Source organism: Clavibacter zhangzhiyongii (assembly GCF_014775655.1).
GTDB classification, from domain to species: domain Bacteria; phylum Actinomycetota; class Actinomycetes; order Actinomycetales; family Microbacteriaceae; genus Clavibacter; species Clavibacter zhangzhiyongii.
Genome location: NZ_CP061274.1, coordinates 1,827,215 through 1,844,770 on the forward strand (window position 1 = coordinate 1,827,215; position 17,556 = coordinate 1,844,770).

16 protein-coding genes are annotated in these 17,556 nt (G+C 71.1%); 7 read left to right on the plus strand and 9 right to left on the minus strand.

Features of this window, described 5'->3' with window-relative positions; translation table 11 throughout:
* The first annotated feature begins 103 nt into the window (after positions 1-103).
* Positions 104-1,054 carry a COX15/CtaA family protein gene (locus H9X71_RS08700; protein WP_425321396.1) on the plus strand — a complete coding sequence of 317 codons (951 nt, stop codon included), beginning with the start codon at positions 104-106 and terminating at the stop codon, positions 1,052-1,054.
* 331 nt (positions 1,055-1,385) lie between these two features.
* Here the strand turns inward: H9X71_RS08700 and H9X71_RS08705 are convergent, their stop codons facing one another.
* The gene (locus tag H9X71_RS08705; protein ID WP_191146740.1) at positions 1,386-2,306 is read right to left on the minus strand and encodes a heme o synthase; all 921 of its coding nucleotides are present in this window, start codon (positions 2,304-2,306) and stop codon (positions 1,386-1,388) included.
* A 174-nt stretch (positions 2,307-2,480) separates the two neighbouring features.
* Here H9X71_RS08705 and tkt point away from each other — a divergent pair, with 174 nt between their 5' ends.
* The 6 genes from tkt (at position 2,481) to pgl (ending at position 10,777) form a co-directional block, all read left to right on the plus strand.
* Complete coding sequence (tkt, locus tag H9X71_RS08710) at positions 2,481-4,571, plus strand: transketolase (protein WP_191146741.1); 2,091 nt, start codon at positions 2,481-2,483, stop codon at positions 4,569-4,571.
* A 153-nt stretch (positions 4,572-4,724) separates the two neighbouring features.
* Complete coding sequence (gene tal, locus H9X71_RS08715) at positions 4,725-5,840, plus strand: transaldolase (protein ID WP_191146742.1); 1,116 nt, start codon at positions 4,725-4,727, stop codon at positions 5,838-5,840.
* Entirely contained in the window at positions 5,837-7,432 is a 1,596-nt protein-coding gene (locus H9X71_RS08720; RefSeq protein ID WP_191146743.1) for a glucose-6-phosphate isomerase, read from the plus strand. The genes tal and H9X71_RS08720 overlap by 4 nt, the downstream gene beginning before the upstream one ends.
* Before the next feature lie 38 nt (positions 7,433-7,470).
* Positions 7,471-9,012: a glucose-6-phosphate dehydrogenase gene (zwf, locus tag H9X71_RS08725; RefSeq protein ID WP_191146744.1), complete on the plus strand. Its 1,542-nt coding sequence runs from the start codon at positions 7,471-7,473 to the stop codon at positions 9,010-9,012.
* Positions 9,009-10,007 (plus strand): glucose-6-phosphate dehydrogenase assembly protein OpcA, encoded by a 999-nt coding sequence (locus H9X71_RS08730; RefSeq protein ID WP_191146745.1) that lies wholly within the window; start codon positions 9,009-9,011, stop codon positions 10,005-10,007. Before zwf ends, H9X71_RS08730 begins: the two co-directional genes overlap by 4 nt.
* Entirely contained in the window at positions 10,004-10,777 is a 774-nt protein-coding gene (pgl, locus tag H9X71_RS08735) for a 6-phosphogluconolactonase (RefSeq protein ID WP_191146746.1), read from the plus strand. Before H9X71_RS08730 ends, pgl begins: the two co-directional genes overlap by 4 nt.
* 167 nt (positions 10,778-10,944) lie before the next feature.
* Here pgl and H9X71_RS08740 read toward each other — a convergent pair whose 3' ends face one another.
* The 8 genes from H9X71_RS08740 to rapZ all read right to left on the minus strand — a co-directional run bounded on the left by H9X71_RS08740 (position 10,945) and on the right by rapZ (position 17,547).
* Complete coding sequence (locus H9X71_RS08740; protein ID WP_053774592.1) at positions 10,945-11,313, minus strand: RNA polymerase-binding protein RbpA; 369 nt, start codon at positions 11,311-11,313, stop codon at positions 10,945-10,947.
* Between the two features lie 11 nt (positions 11,314-11,324).
* Entirely contained in the window at positions 11,325-11,576 is a 252-nt protein-coding gene (gene secG, locus H9X71_RS08745; protein WP_012299313.1) for a preprotein translocase subunit SecG, read from the minus strand.
* A gap of 142 nt (positions 11,577-11,718) precedes the next feature.
* Positions 11,719-12,522: a triose-phosphate isomerase gene (tpiA, locus tag H9X71_RS08750; protein ID WP_191146747.1), complete on the minus strand. Its 804-nt coding sequence runs from the start codon at positions 12,520-12,522 to the stop codon at positions 11,719-11,721.
* Entirely contained in the window at positions 12,513-13,727 is a 1,215-nt protein-coding gene (locus H9X71_RS08755) for a phosphoglycerate kinase (RefSeq protein ID WP_191146748.1), read from the minus strand. The genes tpiA and H9X71_RS08755 overlap by 10 nt, the downstream gene beginning before the upstream one ends.
* A 6-nt stretch (positions 13,728-13,733) precedes the next feature.
* On the minus strand, positions 13,734-14,741 hold the full coding sequence (gap, locus tag H9X71_RS08760; RefSeq protein WP_191146749.1) for a type I glyceraldehyde-3-phosphate dehydrogenase: 1,008 nt from the start codon (positions 14,739-14,741) through the stop codon (positions 13,734-13,736).
* A 127-nt stretch (positions 14,742-14,868) separates the two neighbouring features.
* Complete coding sequence (locus H9X71_RS08765; RefSeq protein ID WP_191146750.1) at positions 14,869-15,495, minus strand: superoxide dismutase; 627 nt, start codon at positions 15,493-15,495, stop codon at positions 14,869-14,871.
* 166 nt (positions 15,496-15,661) lie between these two features.
* Complete coding sequence (whiA, locus tag H9X71_RS08770; RefSeq protein WP_191146751.1) at positions 15,662-16,642, minus strand: DNA-binding protein WhiA; 981 nt, start codon at positions 16,640-16,642, stop codon at positions 15,662-15,664.
* Positions 16,643-16,671: 29 nt separating this feature from the next.
* Complete coding sequence (rapZ, locus tag H9X71_RS08775) at positions 16,672-17,547, minus strand: RNase adapter RapZ (protein WP_191146752.1); 876 nt, start codon at positions 17,545-17,547, stop codon at positions 16,672-16,674.
* Positions 17,548-17,556 lie beyond the last annotated feature (9 nt).

The window sequence follows — 17,556 nt, forward strand, 5'->3', positions numbered from 1 at the left end:
CACCCGATTCTACGGGCAATCCAGCGGGCGCGGAAGGCAGGCAGTGACTCACGGCACCGATGCGGGGCACTCTCCCAGTGGGAGCGTGCTAGGTCAGACGCTCATGGTCGGAAGGCGGCTGCGGGAGCGGCTGCCGGACGGGATCACGCGCACGACGCGGTTCCTCGTCTGGACGACTCTGGTCGTGCAGACGCTCGTCGTCGGCACGGGCGGGCTCGTCCGCCTCACGGGTTCGGGCCTCGGCTGCCCCACCTGGCCGCGCTGCACCGCGGACTCCTTCGTCTCCACGCCGGAGATGGGCGTCCACGGGATCATCGAGTTCGGCAACCGCCTCCTCACCTTCCTGCTCGTCATTGTCGCGATCGCCACGTTCCTCGCCGTGCTTCGCCTCCGGAACCGCGGCCGCGGGCTCTTCTCCGTCGCGCTGGCCATCGGCCTCGGGATCCCGGCGCAGGGCGTGATCGGCGGCATCACGGTGCTCACCGGCCTCAACCCCTACATCGTGGGCCTGCACTTCGTCGTGTCGGTGGTGCTCGTGGTGCTGTCGACCGTGCTCGTGTGGCGCACGTACCACCCGCTCGACGAGGCGGAGCGCTCCGTCCCCTCGTCCTTCCTGGCCCTCGCCCGCACCACCGCGGTCGCCGTCGGCATCACCATCCTCGTCGGCATCGTCGTGACCGGATCCGGCCCCCACGCCGGCGACCAGGGCGCGGCCCGCAACGGGCTCGACCCCGAGCTGCTGCAGCACGTGCACAGCTGGCCCGCCTACACGACGTTCGGGCTCACGATCGCCCTCGTCGCCGTCGCCGCGCGCAACCGCTGGACGGCCGTGTCCCGCTGGACCCGGGTGCTCCTTGCCGTCGAGCTGACGCAGATCGCCGTCGGCCTCGTCCAGGCACGCACGGGCCTACCGGAGTTCCTCGTCGGGCTGCACATGGTGCTCGCCTGCGTGCTCGCGTCCGCCATGACCGCGACGCTGCTCAGCACCACCCGACGCGCGGACACCCTGAAGCTCACCCCGGCCGAGGTGCGACGCGCGGCCCACGTGGGCTGATCCCCGGCCCGCACCCCGACGCCCGCCCGAGCCCCGCTCGAGGCGGGCGTCGTCGCATGGGGTGGAACGTGCGCGCGCTCGGGCCGCGCGTCCGCCGGTCGCACGGGGTGGGCTGCCCGCTGCAGGACCGCGTGGACACGCGCACGCCGACGACCCGCACGGGTCCGAGCGACCGGCATCCGCGGTCGGTGACGGCGGCGACGCCGCGCCCCCCTGCCGAAAGACCCGTGGCGCAACTGCAGACCGGCGCCGTCAGACGTCGACGGCTGTCGTCACGCGGCGGACGTCGGGGCAGCGGCCGGACGTCAGGCCGAGGCGGTGGCCGCGCGGCTCAGAAGGGCAGCAGCGGGTCGATGCCGACGGCGAGGAACAGCAGCGACAGGTACGAGATGGACGCGTGGAACACGCGCATCGGCTTGATCGGCTCGTGGCGCACCGCGAGGTCGTACAGGCGGTGCGTCTCGTAGACGAACCAGCCGCCGCCCGCGAGGGCCGCGAGCGTGTAGACGAGGCCCATGTCCGCGACGGGGATGAGCAGCAGCGAGCAGGCCAACGTCGCCCACGCGTAGAGGATGGTCTGCAGGCCGACGGCGGCGCGACCGCGCACGACCGCGAGCATCGGCACGTTGACCGAGGCGTAGTCGTCGCGGTACTTCATCGACAGCGGCCAGTAGTGCGGCGGCGTCCAGAGGAACACGATCATGAAGAGGATGACGGGCGCCCACGAGATGTCGCCCGTGACGGCGGCCCAGCCGATGAGGACGGGCATGCACCCGGCCGCCCCGCCCCAGACGATGTTCTGCGGCGTGCGGCGCTTGAGCCACAGCGTGTAGACGAAGACGTAGAAGAGGATCGCGGCGAGCGACAGCGCCGCGGCGAGCCAGTTGGCGATGACGCCGAGCCAGAGGATGCTCGCGACGCCGATGATCCAGGCGAACACGAGGGCCTCGCGGTCCGTGAGCTCCCCGGTGACCAGCGGCCGGCGCTGCGTGCGCTTCATGACGCGGTCGATGTCGCGGTCGATGTAGCAGTTGAAGGCGTTGGCGCTGCCGGCGCTCAGGGTGCCGCCGATGAGGACGCCGAGCACGAGCCAGAGGTCCGGCAGCCCGCCCTGGGCGAGGATCATGACGGGCGCGGTGGTCACGAGCAGGAGCTCGATGACGCGCGGCTTCGTCAGTGCGACGTACGCCTTGGTCTTCCTCGCCACGCCGATCGTCTCCCGATCGACCCGACTCTGCACCGCAACGTTCATCGCACCTCTAACTCGCCGGACATTCCCTCCCCATGGTAGGCCACGGCACCTGCGAGCCGAGCCGCGCGGGGGCCGTCCGAGGCGCATCGGAACACCGAGGGCCGAGTGGGTGTTCCCTATACTGATAGGCGGTCCGGCTGGGCCTCCCCCCATCTTCAGAAGGGCTAGAACCAAGTGGCAGCATTGCAATGGGACCCCATCGACAGCAAGGCGGTCGACACCGCACGGATCCTCGCCGCGGACGCGGTGGAGAAGGTCGGAAACGGTCACCCCGGCACCGCCATGAGCCTGGCCCCCGCGGCCTACCTCCTGTTCCAGAAGGTCATGCGCCGCGACCCGTCCGACAGCACCTGGATCGGTCGCGACCGCTTCATCCTCTCGGTGGGCCACAGCTCGCTCACGCAGTACACGCAGTTCTTCCTCGGCGGCTACGGCCTCGAGATCGAGGACCTCCAGGCGCTCCGCACGTGGGACTCCAAGACCCCGGGCCACCCCGAGTACGGCCACACCGACGGCGTCGAGATCACCACCGGCCCCCTCGGCCAGGGCCTCGCCTCCTCCGTGGGCTTCGCCTACGCCGCCCGCTACGAGCGCGGCCTCTTCGACCCGGAGACCCCGGCCGGTGAGAGCCCCTTCGACCACTTCGTGTACGTGATCGCCGGCGACGGCGACATGCAGGAGGGCATCACCTCCGAGGCCTCCTCCCTCGCGGGGCACCAGGAGCTCGGCAACCTCATCGCGATCTACGACAGCAACCAGATCTCGATCGAGGACGACACCGACATCGCCTTCACCGAGGACGTCGCCGCGCGCTACGAGTCCTACGGCTGGCACGTCCAGCTCGTCGACTGGAAGAAGACCGGCGAGTACGTCGAGGACGTCCAGGAGCTGTTCGACGCCGTGGAGGCCGCCAAGGCCGAGACGCGCAAGCCGTCGCTCATCATCCTGAAGACGATCATCGGCTGGCCCTCCCCGAAGAAGCAGAACTCGGGCAAGATCCACGGCTCCGCCCTCGGCGCCGAGGAGCTCGCGGCCGTCAAGCAGATCGTCGGCTTCGACCCCGAGAAGAGCTTCGAGGTGCCGGACGGCGTCCTCGAGCACACCCGCCAGGCCATCGAGCGCGGCCAGCAGCAGCACCGCGAGTGGGACGAGAAGCTCGCCGCGTGGGCCGAGGCGAACCCCGAGCGCAAGACGCTGCTCGACCGCGTCCTCAAGGGCGACGCACCCGAGGGCCTCGACGACGCGCTCCCCGTGTTCCCGGCCGGCAAGGCCGTCTCCACGCGTGCCGCGTCGGGCAAGGTCATCAACGCCATCGCCGAGGTCATGCCCGAGCTGTGGGGCGGCTCCGCCGACCTCGCCGAGTCGAACAACACGACCATCGAGTCGGCGCCGTCGTTCGTGCCCGCCGAGCGCTCCACCGACATGTGGAAGGGCGACCCCTACGGCCGCGTCCTCCACTTCGGCATCCGCGAGCACGCCATGGGCGCGATCCTCAACGGCATCGTCCTGCACGGCAACACGCGCCCCTTCGGCGGCACGTTCCTCATCTTCAGCGACTACATGCGCCCGGCGGTCCGTCTCGCCGCGCTCATGAAGGCGCCGTCGATCTTCGTCTGGACGCACGACTCGGTCGCCCTCGGCGGCGATGGGCCGACGCACCAGCCGGTGGAGCAGCTCGCCAGCCTCCGCGCCATCCCGGGCCTCGATGTCATCCGCCCCGCGGACGCCAACGAGACCGCGCAGGCGTGGAAGACGATCCTCACGCGTCGCATGGGACCCGCGGGCATCGCGCTCTCGCGCCAGAACCTGCCCGTGCTCGAGCGCGGCGCGGGCGAGGCCACGGCCACCGAGTTCGCCTCGGCCGCCGGCGTCGCGCAGGGCGCGTACATCCTCGCCGACACGGAGGGCACGCCCGACGTGATCCTCATCGCCACGGGCTCCGAGGTCCAGTTCGCCGTCGAGGCCCGCGAGGCCCTCGCCGCGGACGGCGTCCAGGCCCGAGTCGTCAGCGCCCCGAGCCTCGAGTGGTTCGAGGAGCAGGACGCGGCGTACAAGGAGCACGTGCTCCCCCAGGCGGTCGCCGCGCGCGTGTCCGTCGAGGCGGGCGTCTCGCTCTCCTGGAAGCAGTACGTCGGGCACCACGGCCGCAGCATCTCGATCGAGCACTTCGGCGCGAGCGCCGAGTACGAGGTCCTGTACCGCGAGTTCGGCATCACGACGGAGGCCGTCGTGGCCGCCGCCAAGGAGTCCATCGCCTCCCTCTAGGAGCTGACGAGGAGCGGGGCGGCCGAGCTGCTCCGCTCCCCGCCGGCCCGACCTGACCGACCCGCCTCCCTGGCCCGTCGATCGGGTGCCCGGGAGGGGCGCGCACGCGCGCCCCTCCCCCCAGATCCTCACAACCAGCATGAAGAAGGCAACATGACCGACACCACTTCCCCCACCGCGCAGCTCTCCGCCGCGGGCGTCAGCATCTGGCTCGACGACCTGTCCCGCGAGCGCATCGATGCCAAGGGCATCGAGAAGGTGATCGCCGAGCGCGACGTCGTCGGCATCACGACGAACCCCACCATCTTCGCGTCGGCCCTCGCCAAGGGCGAGGCGTACGACGCCCAGGTCCGCGAGCTCGCGGCCGACGGCGCCGACGTCGACCGCGCGGTCTTCGAGATCACCACCCGCGACGTCGGCGAGGCCGCGCGCATCTTCCGCCCCGTCTACGACCGCACCGCCGGCTTCGACGGCCGCGTCTCCATCGAGGTCTCCCCGGACTTCGCCAACGACACCCAGGCGACCATCGACGAGGCCCACAAGCTCTGGGACAAGATCGCCGAGCCCAACGTCATGATCAAGATCCCCGCGACCCGCGAGGGCCTCGAGGCGATCACCGAGGTCATCGGCGCCGGCATCAGCGTCAACGTCACCCTGATCTTCTCGCTCGAGCGCTACCGCGAGGTCATCAACGCGTACCTCACCGGCCTCGAGAAGGCCAAGGCGGCGGGCATCGACCTGTCGACCATCCACTCGGTCGCGTCCTTCTTCGTGTCGCGCGTCGACACCGAGATCGACAAGCGCCTCGACGCGCTCGGCACCGACGAGGCCACCTCGCTCAAGAGCAAGGCCGGCGTCGCCAACGCGCAGCTCGCGTACCAGGCGTTCGAGCAGTCCTTCGCGTCCGAGCGGGCCCAGGGCCTCCTCGGCGCCGGCGCCAACAAGCAGCGCCCCCTCTGGGCCTCGACGGGTGTCAAGAGCCCCGACCTGCCCGACACCCTCTACGTCACGCAGCTCGTCGCCGCGGACGTCGTCAACACGATGCCGGAGAAGACGCTCGACGCGACCTTCGACCACGGCGTCATCGAGGGTGACACCATCACGGGCTCCTACGACGCCGCGAACGACGTGCTCAACCGCGTCGACGCGCTGGGCATCTCCTACAAGGAGGTCACCGAGCTCCTCGAGGAGGAGGGCGTGGCGAAGTTCAAGGTGTCGTGGAGCGAGCTCATCGAGACCGTCACCAACGCCCTGGACGGCGCCAAGTGAGCGTCCGCATCGCGCTGAGCGGCGCGGCGGCCACGGCCGTCGAGACCCACGTCCCCGCGCTCGTCGAGGCGCACGTCGCGTCCGGCATCACCGGGCTCGACGGCACGCTCTGGGGCCCGGACGCCGAGTCCGAGGCCACCAAGCGCCTCGGCTGGACGCAGGCGGTCTCCGTCTCCCGTCCCCTCGTCGCCGAGATCACGGCGCTCCGCGAGGAGCTGCGCGGCCAGGGCGTCGACCACATCGTCCTCGGCGGCATGGGCGGATCCTCGCTCGCGCCTGAGGTGATCACCCGCACCGCGGGCGTCGAGCTCACGGTCCTCGACTCGACCGACCCGGGCCAGGTCCTCGCCGCCCTCGGCGACCGCCTGTCCACCACGGCCGTCGTCATCTCGTCGAAGTCCGGCTCCACGCTCGAGACCGACAGCCAGAAGCGCGTCTACGAGAAGTCGTTCCGCGAGGCGGGCATCGACCCGACCGCGCGCATCGTCATCGTGACCGACCCGGGCTCCCCGCTCGACGAGTCCGCGCGCGCCGACGGCTACCGCGTCTTCAACGCCGACCCCGACGTGGGCGGCCGCTACAGCGCGCTGACCGCGTTCGGCCTCGTGCCGTCCGGCCTCGCCGGCGCGGACATCTCGGGCCTGCTCGACGAGGCCGAGGCCGCGTCCGCGCAGCTCTCCGTCGACGACGTGTCGAACCCGGGCCTCGTGCTCGGCGCCGCGATCGCCGGCACCTCGCCGCTGAAGGACAAGCTCGGCATCGTCTCCGACGGCACGCACATCGTCGGCTTCGGCGACTGGGTCGAGCAGCTCATCGCGGAGTCGACCGGCAAGCTCGGCACGGGCCTCCTGCCCGTCGTCCTGCCGACCGACGCGCCCGAGCTGGGCCTCGACCTCGCCGACCTGCAGATCGCGCGGCTCGTCGCCGACGTCGACGCGCACGAGGCCGCCGAGGGCGAGATCGTCATCAGCGGCACGCTCGGCGCGCAGATCCTCACGTGGGAGTACGCCGTCGCCGTCGCGGGACGCCTGCTCGAGATCAACCCGTTCGACCAGCCCGACGTGGAGGCCGCCAAGGTCGCCGCGCGCGGTCTGCTCGACGACCGTCCCGCGCCCGAGGCCCCCGTCGTCACGACGGACGGCATCGAGGTCCGCGGCACGAGCGACGTCACCGAGGGCGCGACCGACGTGTCGTCCGCCGTCGACGCCCTACTCGCGCAGGTCGGCCCGACGGGCTACGTCGCCGTCCAGGCCTTCGTCGACCGCCTGGCCCTCCCCGAGCTCGAGCGCCTCCGCGACGCCGTCGCCCGCAAGGTCGGCCGTCCGGTCACGTTCGGTTGGGGACCCCGCTTCCTGCACTCCACGGGGCAGTTCCACAAGGGCGGCACCCCCGTCGGCGTGTTCCTGCAGATCACCGCGGACGCGGCCGAGGATCTCGCGATCCCTGACCGTCCCTTCACCTTCGGCGAGCTCATCCAGGCCCAGGCCGCCGGCGACGCCACCGTGCTCGCCGAGCACGGCCGTCCGGTCCTGCGACTGAACCTGACCGACCCCACCACGGACGCCCGGGCCCTGCTCTCGACGCTCGAATGACCGCATCGCCGGATCCGTCCGGCAGATCGAGGAGTTACATGTCGCCGGTGGATATCACCCCGGAATTCAATCCACTGCGGATCCCGGCCGATCGTCGGCTGAACCGCATCGCGGGGCCGAGCAGCCTCATCATCTTCGGCGTGACGGGTGACCTGTCGCGCAAGAAGCTGATGCCGGCCGTCTACGACCTCGCCAACCGGGGGCTCCTGCCCCCCGGCTTCGCGCTCATCGGCTTCGCCCGGAGGGACTGGGAGGACCAGGACTTCGAGCAGGTCGTGTACGAGGCCGTCAAGCAGTACTCGCGCACCAAGTTCGACGAGGACGTCTGGCGCCAGCTGGCGCAGGGCATCCGCTTCGTGCAGGGTACCTTCGACGACGACGAGGCGTTCCAGACGCTGAAGGACATCACCGAGGAGCTCGACCGCGAGCGGGGCACGATGGGGAACCACGCGTTCTACCTGTCGATCCCGCCGAAGTCCTTCCCGTTGGTCACCGAGCAGCTCCGCCGCTCGGGCCTCGCGGAGCAGAAGGAGGGCCACTGGCGACGCGTCGTCATCGAGAAGCCCTTCGGGAGCGACCTCAAGACGGCCCGCGAGCTCAACGCGGTCGTCGAGACGGTCTTCCCGCCGGACTCGGTGTTCCGCATCGACCACTACCTGGGCAAGGAGACGGTCCAGAACATCCTGGCGCTGCGCTTCGCCAACCAGCTGTACGAGCCCCTGTGGAACGCGAACTACGTCGACCACGTGCAGATCACCATGGCCGAGGACATCGGCGTGGGCGGCCGCGCCGGCTACTACGACGGCATCGGCGCGGCGCGCGACGTGATCCAGAACCACCTCCTGCAGCTCCTCGCCCTCACGGCCATGGAGGAGCCCGTCGCGTTCGACGCGTCGAGCCTCCGGGACGAGAAGGAGAAGGTGCTGTCCGCGGTGCGCCTGCCGAAGGACCTCTCCACCGCCACCGCCCGCGGCCAGTACGCCGGCGGCTGGCAGGGCGGCGAGGAGGTCGTGGGCTTCCTCGACGAGGACGGCATGGACCCCCAGTCCACGACCGAGACCTACGCGGCCATGCGGCTCGACATCAACACGCGCCGCTGGTCGGGCGTGCCGTTCTACCTGCGGGCGGGCAAGCGCCTCGGTCGCCGGGTCACGGAGATCGCGGTCGTGTTCAAGCGCGCCCCGCAGAACCTGTTCGCGGAGGACCAGACCTCGGCCCTCGGGCAGAACGCGCTGGTCATCCGGGTGCAGCCCGACGAGGGCGTCACCATCCGCTTCGGCTCCAAGGTGCCGGGCGCGGGGATGCAGGTGCGCGACGTCACCATGGACTTCGGCTACGGCCACGCCTTCACGGAGGCGAGCCCGGAGGCGTACGAGCGGCTCATCCTCGATGTGCTGCTCGGCGACCCGCCGCTCTTCCCCCGTCACCAGGAGGTCGAGCTGAGCTGGAAGATCCTGGACCCCATCGAAGAATTCTGGCGCACGCAGGGCCAGCCCGAGCAGTACCGTCCGGGCACCTGGGGGCCGGCCTCGGCCGACGAGCTCCTCGCCCGCGACGGACGGACCTGGAGGCGGCCATGAGAGTCGATCTGCCGAACACCACCACCGCCAAGATCTCGAAGGCGCTCGTCAAGATCCGCGAGGAGGGCGGCGCCGTCGCCCTCGGCCGCGTCCTGACGCTCGTGATCTCGACGTCGCACGGCAGCGAGGAGGAGGCCATCGAGGCCGCCAACGACGCGTCGCGCGAGCACCCCATGCGCGTCATCGTCATCTCGACCGAGCGCGGCGCGGGTCCGAACACGACCACCGAGTCGGCACGCGTCGACGCGGAGATCCGCGTGGGCGGCGACGCCGGTGCGAGCGAGGTCGTCGTGCTCCGCGTCTACGGCGCGGCCGCCGAGGACGAGGAGAGCCTCGTCACCGGCCTGCTCCTCCCCGACGCGCCCGTGGTCGCCTGGTGGCCGCACGACGCCCCCGCGGTCGTCAGCCAGTCGCCGCTCGGCCGCATCGCGCAGCGCCGCATCACGGACTCGTCCACGAGCAGCAACCCGCGCGTCGCCCTCGAGCACCTCGCGGAGACGTACGCCCCCGGCGACACGGACTTCGCGTGGACGCGCCTGACGCTGTGGCGTGCGCTGCTCGCGGCGGTGCTCGACCAGCCGCCGTACGAGCCCGTCACGCAGGTGGAGGTGTCCGGCGCCGCCGACTCCCCCTCCACCGTCCTGCTCGCGGCATGGCTCGGCCTGCAGCTGCAGGTCCCGGTGCTGCACGAGGTCACCACCCGGGCCACCGGCTCGAGCGGCATCCACGGCGTGCGGCTCCACCGCGCGTCGGGGGTCATCGACCTCGACCGGCCCATCGCGAACGTGGCGACGCTCAAGCAGCCGAACCAGCCGACGCACGACGTGAGCCTCCCCCGCCGGAGCCTCCGCGACTGCCTGGCCGAGGAGCTGCGGCGACTCGACCCCGATTCCCTGTACGGGGACGTGATCCGTCACGGCCTCGAGCGCGCGACGGCGGGCCAGGGGTACATCACCGCGTCCACCACCGCACGGAAGGACTCGGGAGACCGATGACCACGAACGACCGCAGGGTGCTCGTGCACCCCGACAAGAAGGCCATGACCGGCTCCGTCGCCGCGCGCTTCCTCACGAAGCTCGTCGACATCCTGGATGAGGAGGAGACGGCCAACGTCGTCCTCACCGGAGGGACGGTGGGCCCGAGCATCCTCGCGGCCGTGAACGACTCCGCCGCACGCGACAGCGTCGACTGGACGCGCGTGCACTTCTGGTTCGGCGACGAGCGGTGGCTGCCCCAGGGCGACCCCGAGCGCAACGACACCACGGTGCGCGAGGCGCTGCTCGACCACATCGACGTGCCCGCGGAGAACATCCACGCCATGGGCGCGAGCGACGCGGGCCTGACGCTCGAGGAGGCCGTCGCGGCGTACCGCGCGGAGCTCGCCGAGCACGCGAACGGCGATTCGGGCCTCCCGCGGTTCGACATCACGTTCCTCGGCGTCGGACCGGACGGGCACGTCGCATCGCTCTTCCCCGACAGCGAGGGCATCCGCACGATGGACGCCGCCGTGATCCCGGTGCGCAACTCGCCGAAGCCGCCGGCGGAGCGCATCTCGCTCACGCTGCCGGTGCTCAACTCGTCGCTGCGCATCTGGATGGTGCTGGCCGGGCCGGACAAGGCGTTCGCGCTGGGTCTCGCCCTCGCCGGCGCCGACCGCACCGAGGTGCCCGTCGCGGGCATCAAGGGCCGCAAGCGCACGGTGTTCTTCATCGACCGCGAGGCCGCGGCGGACGTGCCGGAGAACCTCATGCTGTCGTCGTACTGACGACCGCGCCGGCGCGAGCCGGACGTGCGGTGACGGGCGGGTCCTCTCCGGAGGCCCGCCCGTCGTCGTCCGTGCGGTGGTCGTCCGGTGACCGCCCGCACCCGGCCGAATGACGCAGAACGCCCCCGTCCTGGTGGACGGGGGCGTTCCACGTGGTGCGGGTGGGGCTACTTGGTGGCCTTCACGGTGCCGCGGCGGGCGCGGAGCTGCTCCAGCGCCTCCTCGAGGAGCTGGCTCGCCTCCTCCTCGCTGCGACGCTCCTTTACGTAGGCGAGGTGCGTCTTGTACGGCTCCAGCTTGGCGACCGACGGCGGGTTCGCCTTGTCGCGCCCGGCCGGGAGACCCGACTGCGGGGAGTCGATGGTCTCGGGGATCTCCTCCTCGGGCAGGTTCGCCGCGAAGTGGCGGACGGTCTCGTTGCCGAGGGCGTCCCAGTACGAGATCGAGATGCGCTCCGCGTGGAAGCCGCGGTCCTGCTCGCCCATGGGGCCCGCGCCGACGCGCGAACCGCGGATGGCGCTTCCTCCTGATGCCATGTGGCTGCTCCTTACAATCCGGTGTCGAACTTGGTGATCAGCCCGAGGACCACGATGCACGTGACCCAGATCAGGCCGAGGATGACGGTGATGCGGTTCAGGTTCCGCTCGGCCACGCCCGACGAGCCGAGGCTCGACGTGGTGCCGCCCCCGAACATGTCGGACAGACCGCCGCCCCGCCCCTTGTGGAGGAGGATGAGCATGGTCAGCAGGAGGCTGGTGATTCCCAGAACCACCTGCAGGACTACCTGGAGGATTTCCACGTGCGGCCTTTCGGGTGCGCGGTGCTGTGGCCGAGACCGACCGGTGAACGGCCGATGGGCCGTTGTCGATTATAGCGGGCACCTGGATGCGGCGAGCCGCCCGCGCCGAGGTGGCGCGGGCGGCTCGTGGGGATGCAGCGGATCAGACGCCGACGTGGGAGCGGAACCGCGCGATGGCGGAGAACTCCTGCACGTCGAGGCTCGCGCCGCCGACGAGCGCGCCGTCGACGTCCGGCTCCCGGAGGAAGCCCGCGATGTTGCCGGACTTGACCGAACCGCCGTAGAGGATGCGCGTGGCCTTCGCGGCCTCGTCGCCGAGGAGCTCGGCGACCACGGCCCGCAGCGGGGCCGCGACCTGCTGAGCCTGCTCGGGCGTCGCGGCCGTGCCGGATCCGATGGCCCACACGGGCTCGTAGGCGACGACCACGTCGGCGCCCTTCGGGAGCCCCTGGAGCGCGACGCGCAGCTGGGCCACGGGGACGGCGCTCGCGCCGTGCTCCTCGAGGTCGGCCGCGGTCTCGCCCACGCAGATCACCGGGACGATGCCGTGCTTCACGGCCGCGGCCGACTTCGCCGCGACCTGCTCGTCGGTCTCGCCGTGCAACGTGCGCCGCTCGGAGTGGCCGACGATGACGTAGCGGCAGGCGAGCTGCGCCAGGAACGCCCCGGAGATCTCCCCCGTGTACGCGCCCGACTCGTGCTCGGAGACGTCCTGCGCACCGTAGGCCAGCTCGAGCTTGTCGGCCGCGACGAGCGTCTGCACGCTGCGGATGTCGGTGGCCGGCGGGAAGACCGCGACCTCCGCCTCCGCGTAGTCGTGCTTCGCGTCCTTGAGGCTCCACGCGAGCTTCTGCACGAAGGCGATGGCCTGGAGGTGGTCCAGGTTCATCTTCCAGTTGCCCGCGATGAGGGGCGTGCGCCCCTGCGGGCGATCGGTCACTGCCATCCGAGGACCTCCAGTCCCGGCAGGCGCTTCCCCTCGAGGAACTCGAGGCTCGCGCCGCCTCCGGTCGAGATGTGACCGAATCGGTCATCATCGAATCCGAGCGCGCGGACGGCCGCGGCGCTGTCGCCGCCTCCGACCACGGACAGCCCCTCGACCCGCGTGAGCGCGTCGGCGACCGTCTTCGTGCCGGCCGCGAAGGGCTCCAGCTCGAAGACGCCCATGGGGCCGTTCCAGAACACGGTCGTCGAGCCGCGGATGATCGTCGCGAACGCGTCGGCGGTCTCGGGGCCGATGTCGAGCCCGAGCCCCTTCGCGCCCGCGGGCGTCGCCTCGATGGCGTCGGCGCGCGTGACCTCGTGGGCGGCGTCGGCGGAGAACCCGTCGGCGACGACCACGTCGGTGGGGAGCACGATCTTCACGCCGCGCTCCTCCGCCTCGGCGAGGTAGCCCTTGACGGTCTCGACCTGGTCCTCCTCGAGGAGGCTGGATCCCACCTCGTGGCCCTGGGCCTTGAGGAACGTGAACAGCATCCCGCCGCCGATGAGCAGCGAGTCGACGCGCGGCAGCAGGTGGCCGATGACGCCGAGCTTGTCCGACACCTTGGATCCGCCGAGCACGACCGTGTAGGGCCGCTCCGGGTTCTCCGTCAGGCGGTCGAGCACCTCGAGCTCGCTCGCGATGAGCGAGCCGGCGGCGCTGGGGAGAGCCGACGCGAGCTCGAACACGCTCGCCTGCTTGCGGTGCACGACGCCGAAGCCGTCGGACACGAACGCGTCCCCCAGCTCGGCGATCGACTCCGCGAAGCCGCGGCGGACGGACTCGTCCTTGCTCGTCTCCTCCGCGTGGAAGCGCAGGTTCTCGAGCACGACGACGTCGCCGTCGCCGAGCGCCTCGACGGCTGCGCGGGCGGAGTCGCCCACGGTGTCGGTCGCGAAGGCCACGTCGGCGCCCAGCAGCTCGCCGAGGCGGGCCGCGACGGGACGCAGGCTGTACTTCTCATCGGGCGTGCCGTCGGGGCGGCCGAGGTGCGAGATGACGACGACGCGGGCCCCCGCCTCGCGGAGACCCGAGAGGGTCCCCAGCGAGGCGCGGATGCGCCCGTCGTCCCCGATCACGCCGTCCTTCAGGGGGACGTTGAGGTCGCATCGCACGATGACGCGACGACCTCGGAGGTCCCCCAGGGAGTCGATGGTGCGGAGTGCCACGGCCGGTTACAGGCGATCGGCGACGTACTCGGTGAGGTCGACGAGGCGGTTGGAGTAGCCCCACTCGTTGTCGTACCACGACGCGACCTTGACCTGGTTGCCGATGACCTTCGTGAGGCCGGCGTCGAAGATCGAGGAGTGCGGGTCGTTGACGATGTCGCTGGAGACGATGGGGTCCTCGGTGTACTTGAGGATGCCCTTGAGCGGGCCCTCGGCCGCGGCCTTGTACGCGGCGTTGACCTGCTCGACCGTGACGTTGGCCGTGGTCTCGACGGTGAGGTCGGTGATCGAGCCGGTGGGCACGGGCACGCGGAGGGCGTAGCCGTCGAGCTTGCCGACGAGCTCGGGGATCACGAGTCCGAGCGCCTTGGCGGCACCCGTCGACGTGGGGATGATGTTGGCGGCGGCGGCGCGGGCGCGACGCAGGTCGCTGTGCGGGCCGTCCTGGAGGTTCTGGTCGGCCGTGTAGGCGTGGACCGTCGTCATGAGCCCGCGCTCGATGCCGAACTCGTCGAGGAAGACCTTGGCGAGGGGCGCGAGGCAGTTCGTGGTGCAGGACGCGTTGGAGATGACGTCGTGCGTGGCGGGGTCGTAGGTGCCCTCGTTGACGCCGAGGACCAGGGTCGCGACGTTGTCGCCCGTGGCGGGCGCGGAGACGAGGACCTTCTTGGCGCCGGCGGTGATGTGCTTGCGCGCGTCCTCCGCCTTGGTGAAGCGGCCCGTGGACTCGATGACGATCTCGACGCCCAGCTCGCCCCAGGGGAGGTTCGCGGGGTCGCGCTCCTCGAGGACGCGGATGGCCTTGCCGTTGACGACGATGTTGTCGCCGTCGAGCTCGACGGTGGCGTCGAGACGGCCCGTGATGGAGTCGTACTTGAGCAGGTGCGCGAGCGCCTTGTTGTCGGTGAGGTCGTTCACCGCGACGATCTCGATGTCGCTGCCCTTGGCGAGCGCTGCGCGGAAGTAGTTGCGGCCGATTCGGCCGAAGCCGTTGATGCCGATCTTGACGGTCACGTGTTCTCCTGATGTTCTGCGCGCTCGGGGGCGGCGGTGGGTGATGGAGGTCGGGTTCTTCGGGGAGCCGTGGCGTGCGGGATCCGCGGGTGGCCGGGGTCTCCCGGCCGGCCACCCGCGGATGCGGCTACGAGAGGAGGAAGAGGCCCTGCGTCTTGGTGCGGGCGGCCTCGAAGCGCGCCTGCACGTCGGCCCAGTTGACGATGTTCCAGAACGCCTTGACGTAGTCCGCCTTGACGTTGACGTAGTCGAGGTAGAAGGCGTGCTCCCACATGTCGAGCAGGAGGATCGGGACGGTGCCCGCCGCCAGGTTGCCCTGGTGGTCGTACAGCTGCTCGATGATGAGCTTCTGGCCGAGCGAGTCCCACGCGAGGATGCTCCAGCCGGAGCCCTGGATGCCGAGGGCGGAGGCGGTGAAGTGCGCGCGGAGCTTGTCGTACGAGCCGAAGAACTCGTCGATCGCCGCGGCGAGCTCGCCGGTGGGCGCGTCGCCGCCGTCCGGGCTGAGGTTGTTCCAGAACACGGTGTGGTTCACGTGGCCCGCGAGGTTGAACGCGAGGTCCTTCTGGAACTTGTTGACGAAGGTCAGGTCGCCGGCGTCGCGCGCCTCCTGCAGCTTGACGAGGGCGGTGTTCGCGCCGTCGACGTACGTCTTGTGGTGCTTGTCGTGGTGCAGCTCCATGATGCGGCCGCTGATGCTCGGCTCGAGGGCCGAGTAGTCGTACGGGAGGTCGACGAGAGTGTAGTCAGCCATAGGTGTATCTCCTCTTCATTGCCCGGGGGCTCCCGGCCAGAGGCCGGGGGTGGGTGACGGATCGAGTCTAGTCCGGCGGCCCTCCCGGGCACCTGGCCGGATGACGCCCGACGTCGAGCGGATCCCGGGCCCGATGCGTCGCCGCCGTGCGCCGGGGCGGCCCGGATCAGACGTCGTCGAGGTCGGCCGGCAGGTTCGCGTCGGTGCCGGGCAGGCCCTCGTCGACGGCCTTCTTGTCGGCCATCGCGAGGAGGCGGCGGATGCGCCCGGCGACCGCGTCCTTCGTCATGGGCGGGTCGGCGTGGTGGCCCAGCTCGTCGAGGCTCGAGTCGCGGAATCGCAGGCGCAGGTCGCCGGCGTACTTGAGGTGCGCGGGGATGTCCGGGCCGAGGATCTCCATGGCCCGCTCCACGCGCGCGCACGCGGCGACGGCCGCCTGCGCGGAGCGGCGGAGGTTGGCGTCGTCGAAGTTCACGAGGCGGTTGGCGGTGGCCCGCACCTCGCGGCGCTGGCGCATCTCCTCCCAGTTCACGACCGTGCCCTGCGCGCCCATGGCGCGGAGCATCTGGCCGATGGCGTCGCCGTCGCGGATGACCACGCGGTGCACGCCGCGGACCTCGCGCGCCTTTGCGCTCACGTCGAGCCGACCTGCGGCGCCGACGAGCGCCATGGCGGCCTCGTTGCCCGGGCAGGTGACCTCGAGCGCGGCCGAGCGGCCGGGATCCGTGAGCGTGCCGGCGGCGAGGAACGCCCCGCGCCAGACCGCCGCGATCTCCTCGCGGGACCCCGTGGTGAGGCGGTTCGGCAGCCCGCGGATGGGGCGGCGGCGCGCGTCGAGCAGGCCCGTCTGGCGGGCCAGCGTCTCGCCGCCCTCCATCACGCGCACGAGGTAGTGCGTGGCCCGGCGCATGCCGGACGCGGGGATGACCGAGATGTCGCTGCGCACGCCGTAGAGCTCGGCGAGGTCCTTGCGGACGCGACGGGCGAGGAGCGGGGTGTCGAGCTCGGACTCGACCGCTATGCGGTTCGAGATGAGGTGGAGCCCGCCGGAGAAGCGCAGGATGGTGGCCAGCTCGGCGGCCCTCACCGTGGTCTTGCTGACCTCGACGCGTGACAGTTCTTCCTTGACGTCCGAGGTCAGAGGCAAATGCTTACTCCCTTGATGAGATGGGTGCCCTACTCCCGGCCGAGGTCGCGGTGCTTGGTGCTGACAGCGACGCCGGGAAGGGCGCGGAGGAGGCTGGAGAGCTCCTCGGCGACGGCCACCGAGCGGTGCTTGCCGCCGGTACAGCCGATAGCGATCGTAGCGTGTCTCTTGTTCTCCCGCTGATAGCCCGCGAGCACCGGGGCGAGGGCGCCGGCGTAGGCGTGGACGAACTCCTCCGCCCCCTCCTGGCCGAGCACGTAGTCGCTGACGGCCTTGTCGCGGCCGGTGAGCGGGCGCAGCTCCGGCGTCCAGAACGGGTTCGGCAGGAAGCGCATGTCGGCGACCATGTCGGCGTCCGTGGGCGTGCCGTACTTGAAGCCGAAGCTCATGACGGTGACCCGGACGCCCGCGTCGTCAGCCCCGCTGAACTGCTCGGTGATGGCCGTGGCGAGCTGGTGGATGTTGAGCTCGGACGTGTCGATGACGAGGTCGCTCGCCTCGCGGATCTCGATCATGCGCGCGCGTTCGGCCGCGATGCCGTCGAGGAGCGTGCCGTTGCCCTGCAGCGGGTGCGGGCGGCGGACCTGCTCGAAGCGCCGGACGAGCGCCGCGTCGGTGGCCTCGAGGAACAGCACGCGCAGGCGCGGGCCGGTGCCGAAGGTCTGGAGCACGTCGCGCAGCTCCGAGAAGAAGTCGCCACCCCGGACGTCGACCACCGCGGCGATCTTCGGCAGCGACGTGCCCGCGCGTCCGGCGAGCTCGACGAGGGGCTTGAGCATCTGCGGCGGGAGGTTGTCGACGACGTACCAGCCGAGGTCCTCCAGCGCGTTGCCGACGGTGGAGCGGCCCGCGCCGGACATCCCCGTCACGATCATGACGTCCTGCTGGGGGATCTCCACGCTCATCCGGGGCTG

Bases quoted from the DNA above. Each gene is read 5' to 3' on its own strand.
- H9X71_RS08705 (WP_191146740.1), bottom strand. From the start codon at position 2,306: ATGAACGTTGCGGTGCAGAGTCGGGTCGATCGGGAGACGATCGGCGTG.
- H9X71_RS08765 (WP_191146750.1), bottom strand. From the start codon at position 15,495: ATGGCTGACTACACTCTCGTCGACCTCCCGTACGACTACTCGGCCCTC.
- tpiA (WP_191146747.1), bottom strand. From the start codon at position 12,522: ATGGCAGTGACCGATCGCCCGCAGGGGCGCACGCCCCTCATCGCGGGC.
- zwf (WP_191146744.1), top strand. From the start codon at position 7,471: ATGTCGCCGGTGGATATCACCCCGGAATTCAATCCACTGCGGATCCCG.
- H9X71_RS08740 (WP_053774592.1), bottom strand. From the start codon at position 11,313: ATGGCATCAGGAGGAAGCGCCATCCGCGGTTCGCGCGTCGGCGCGGGC.
- pgl (WP_191146746.1), top strand. From the start codon at position 10,004: ATGACCACGAACGACCGCAGGGTGCTCGTGCACCCCGACAAGAAGGCC.
- H9X71_RS08730 (WP_191146745.1), top strand. From the start codon at position 9,009: ATGAGAGTCGATCTGCCGAACACCACCACCGCCAAGATCTCGAAGGCG.
- H9X71_RS08700 (WP_425321396.1), top strand. From the start codon at position 104: ATGGTCGGAAGGCGGCTGCGGGAGCGGCTGCCGGACGGGATCACGCGC.
- tal (WP_191146742.1), top strand. From the start codon at position 4,725: ATGACCGACACCACTTCCCCCACCGCGCAGCTCTCCGCCGCGGGCGTC.
- rapZ (WP_191146752.1), bottom strand. From the start codon at position 17,547: ATGAGCGTGGAGATCCCCCAGCAGGACGTCATGATCGTGACGGGGATG.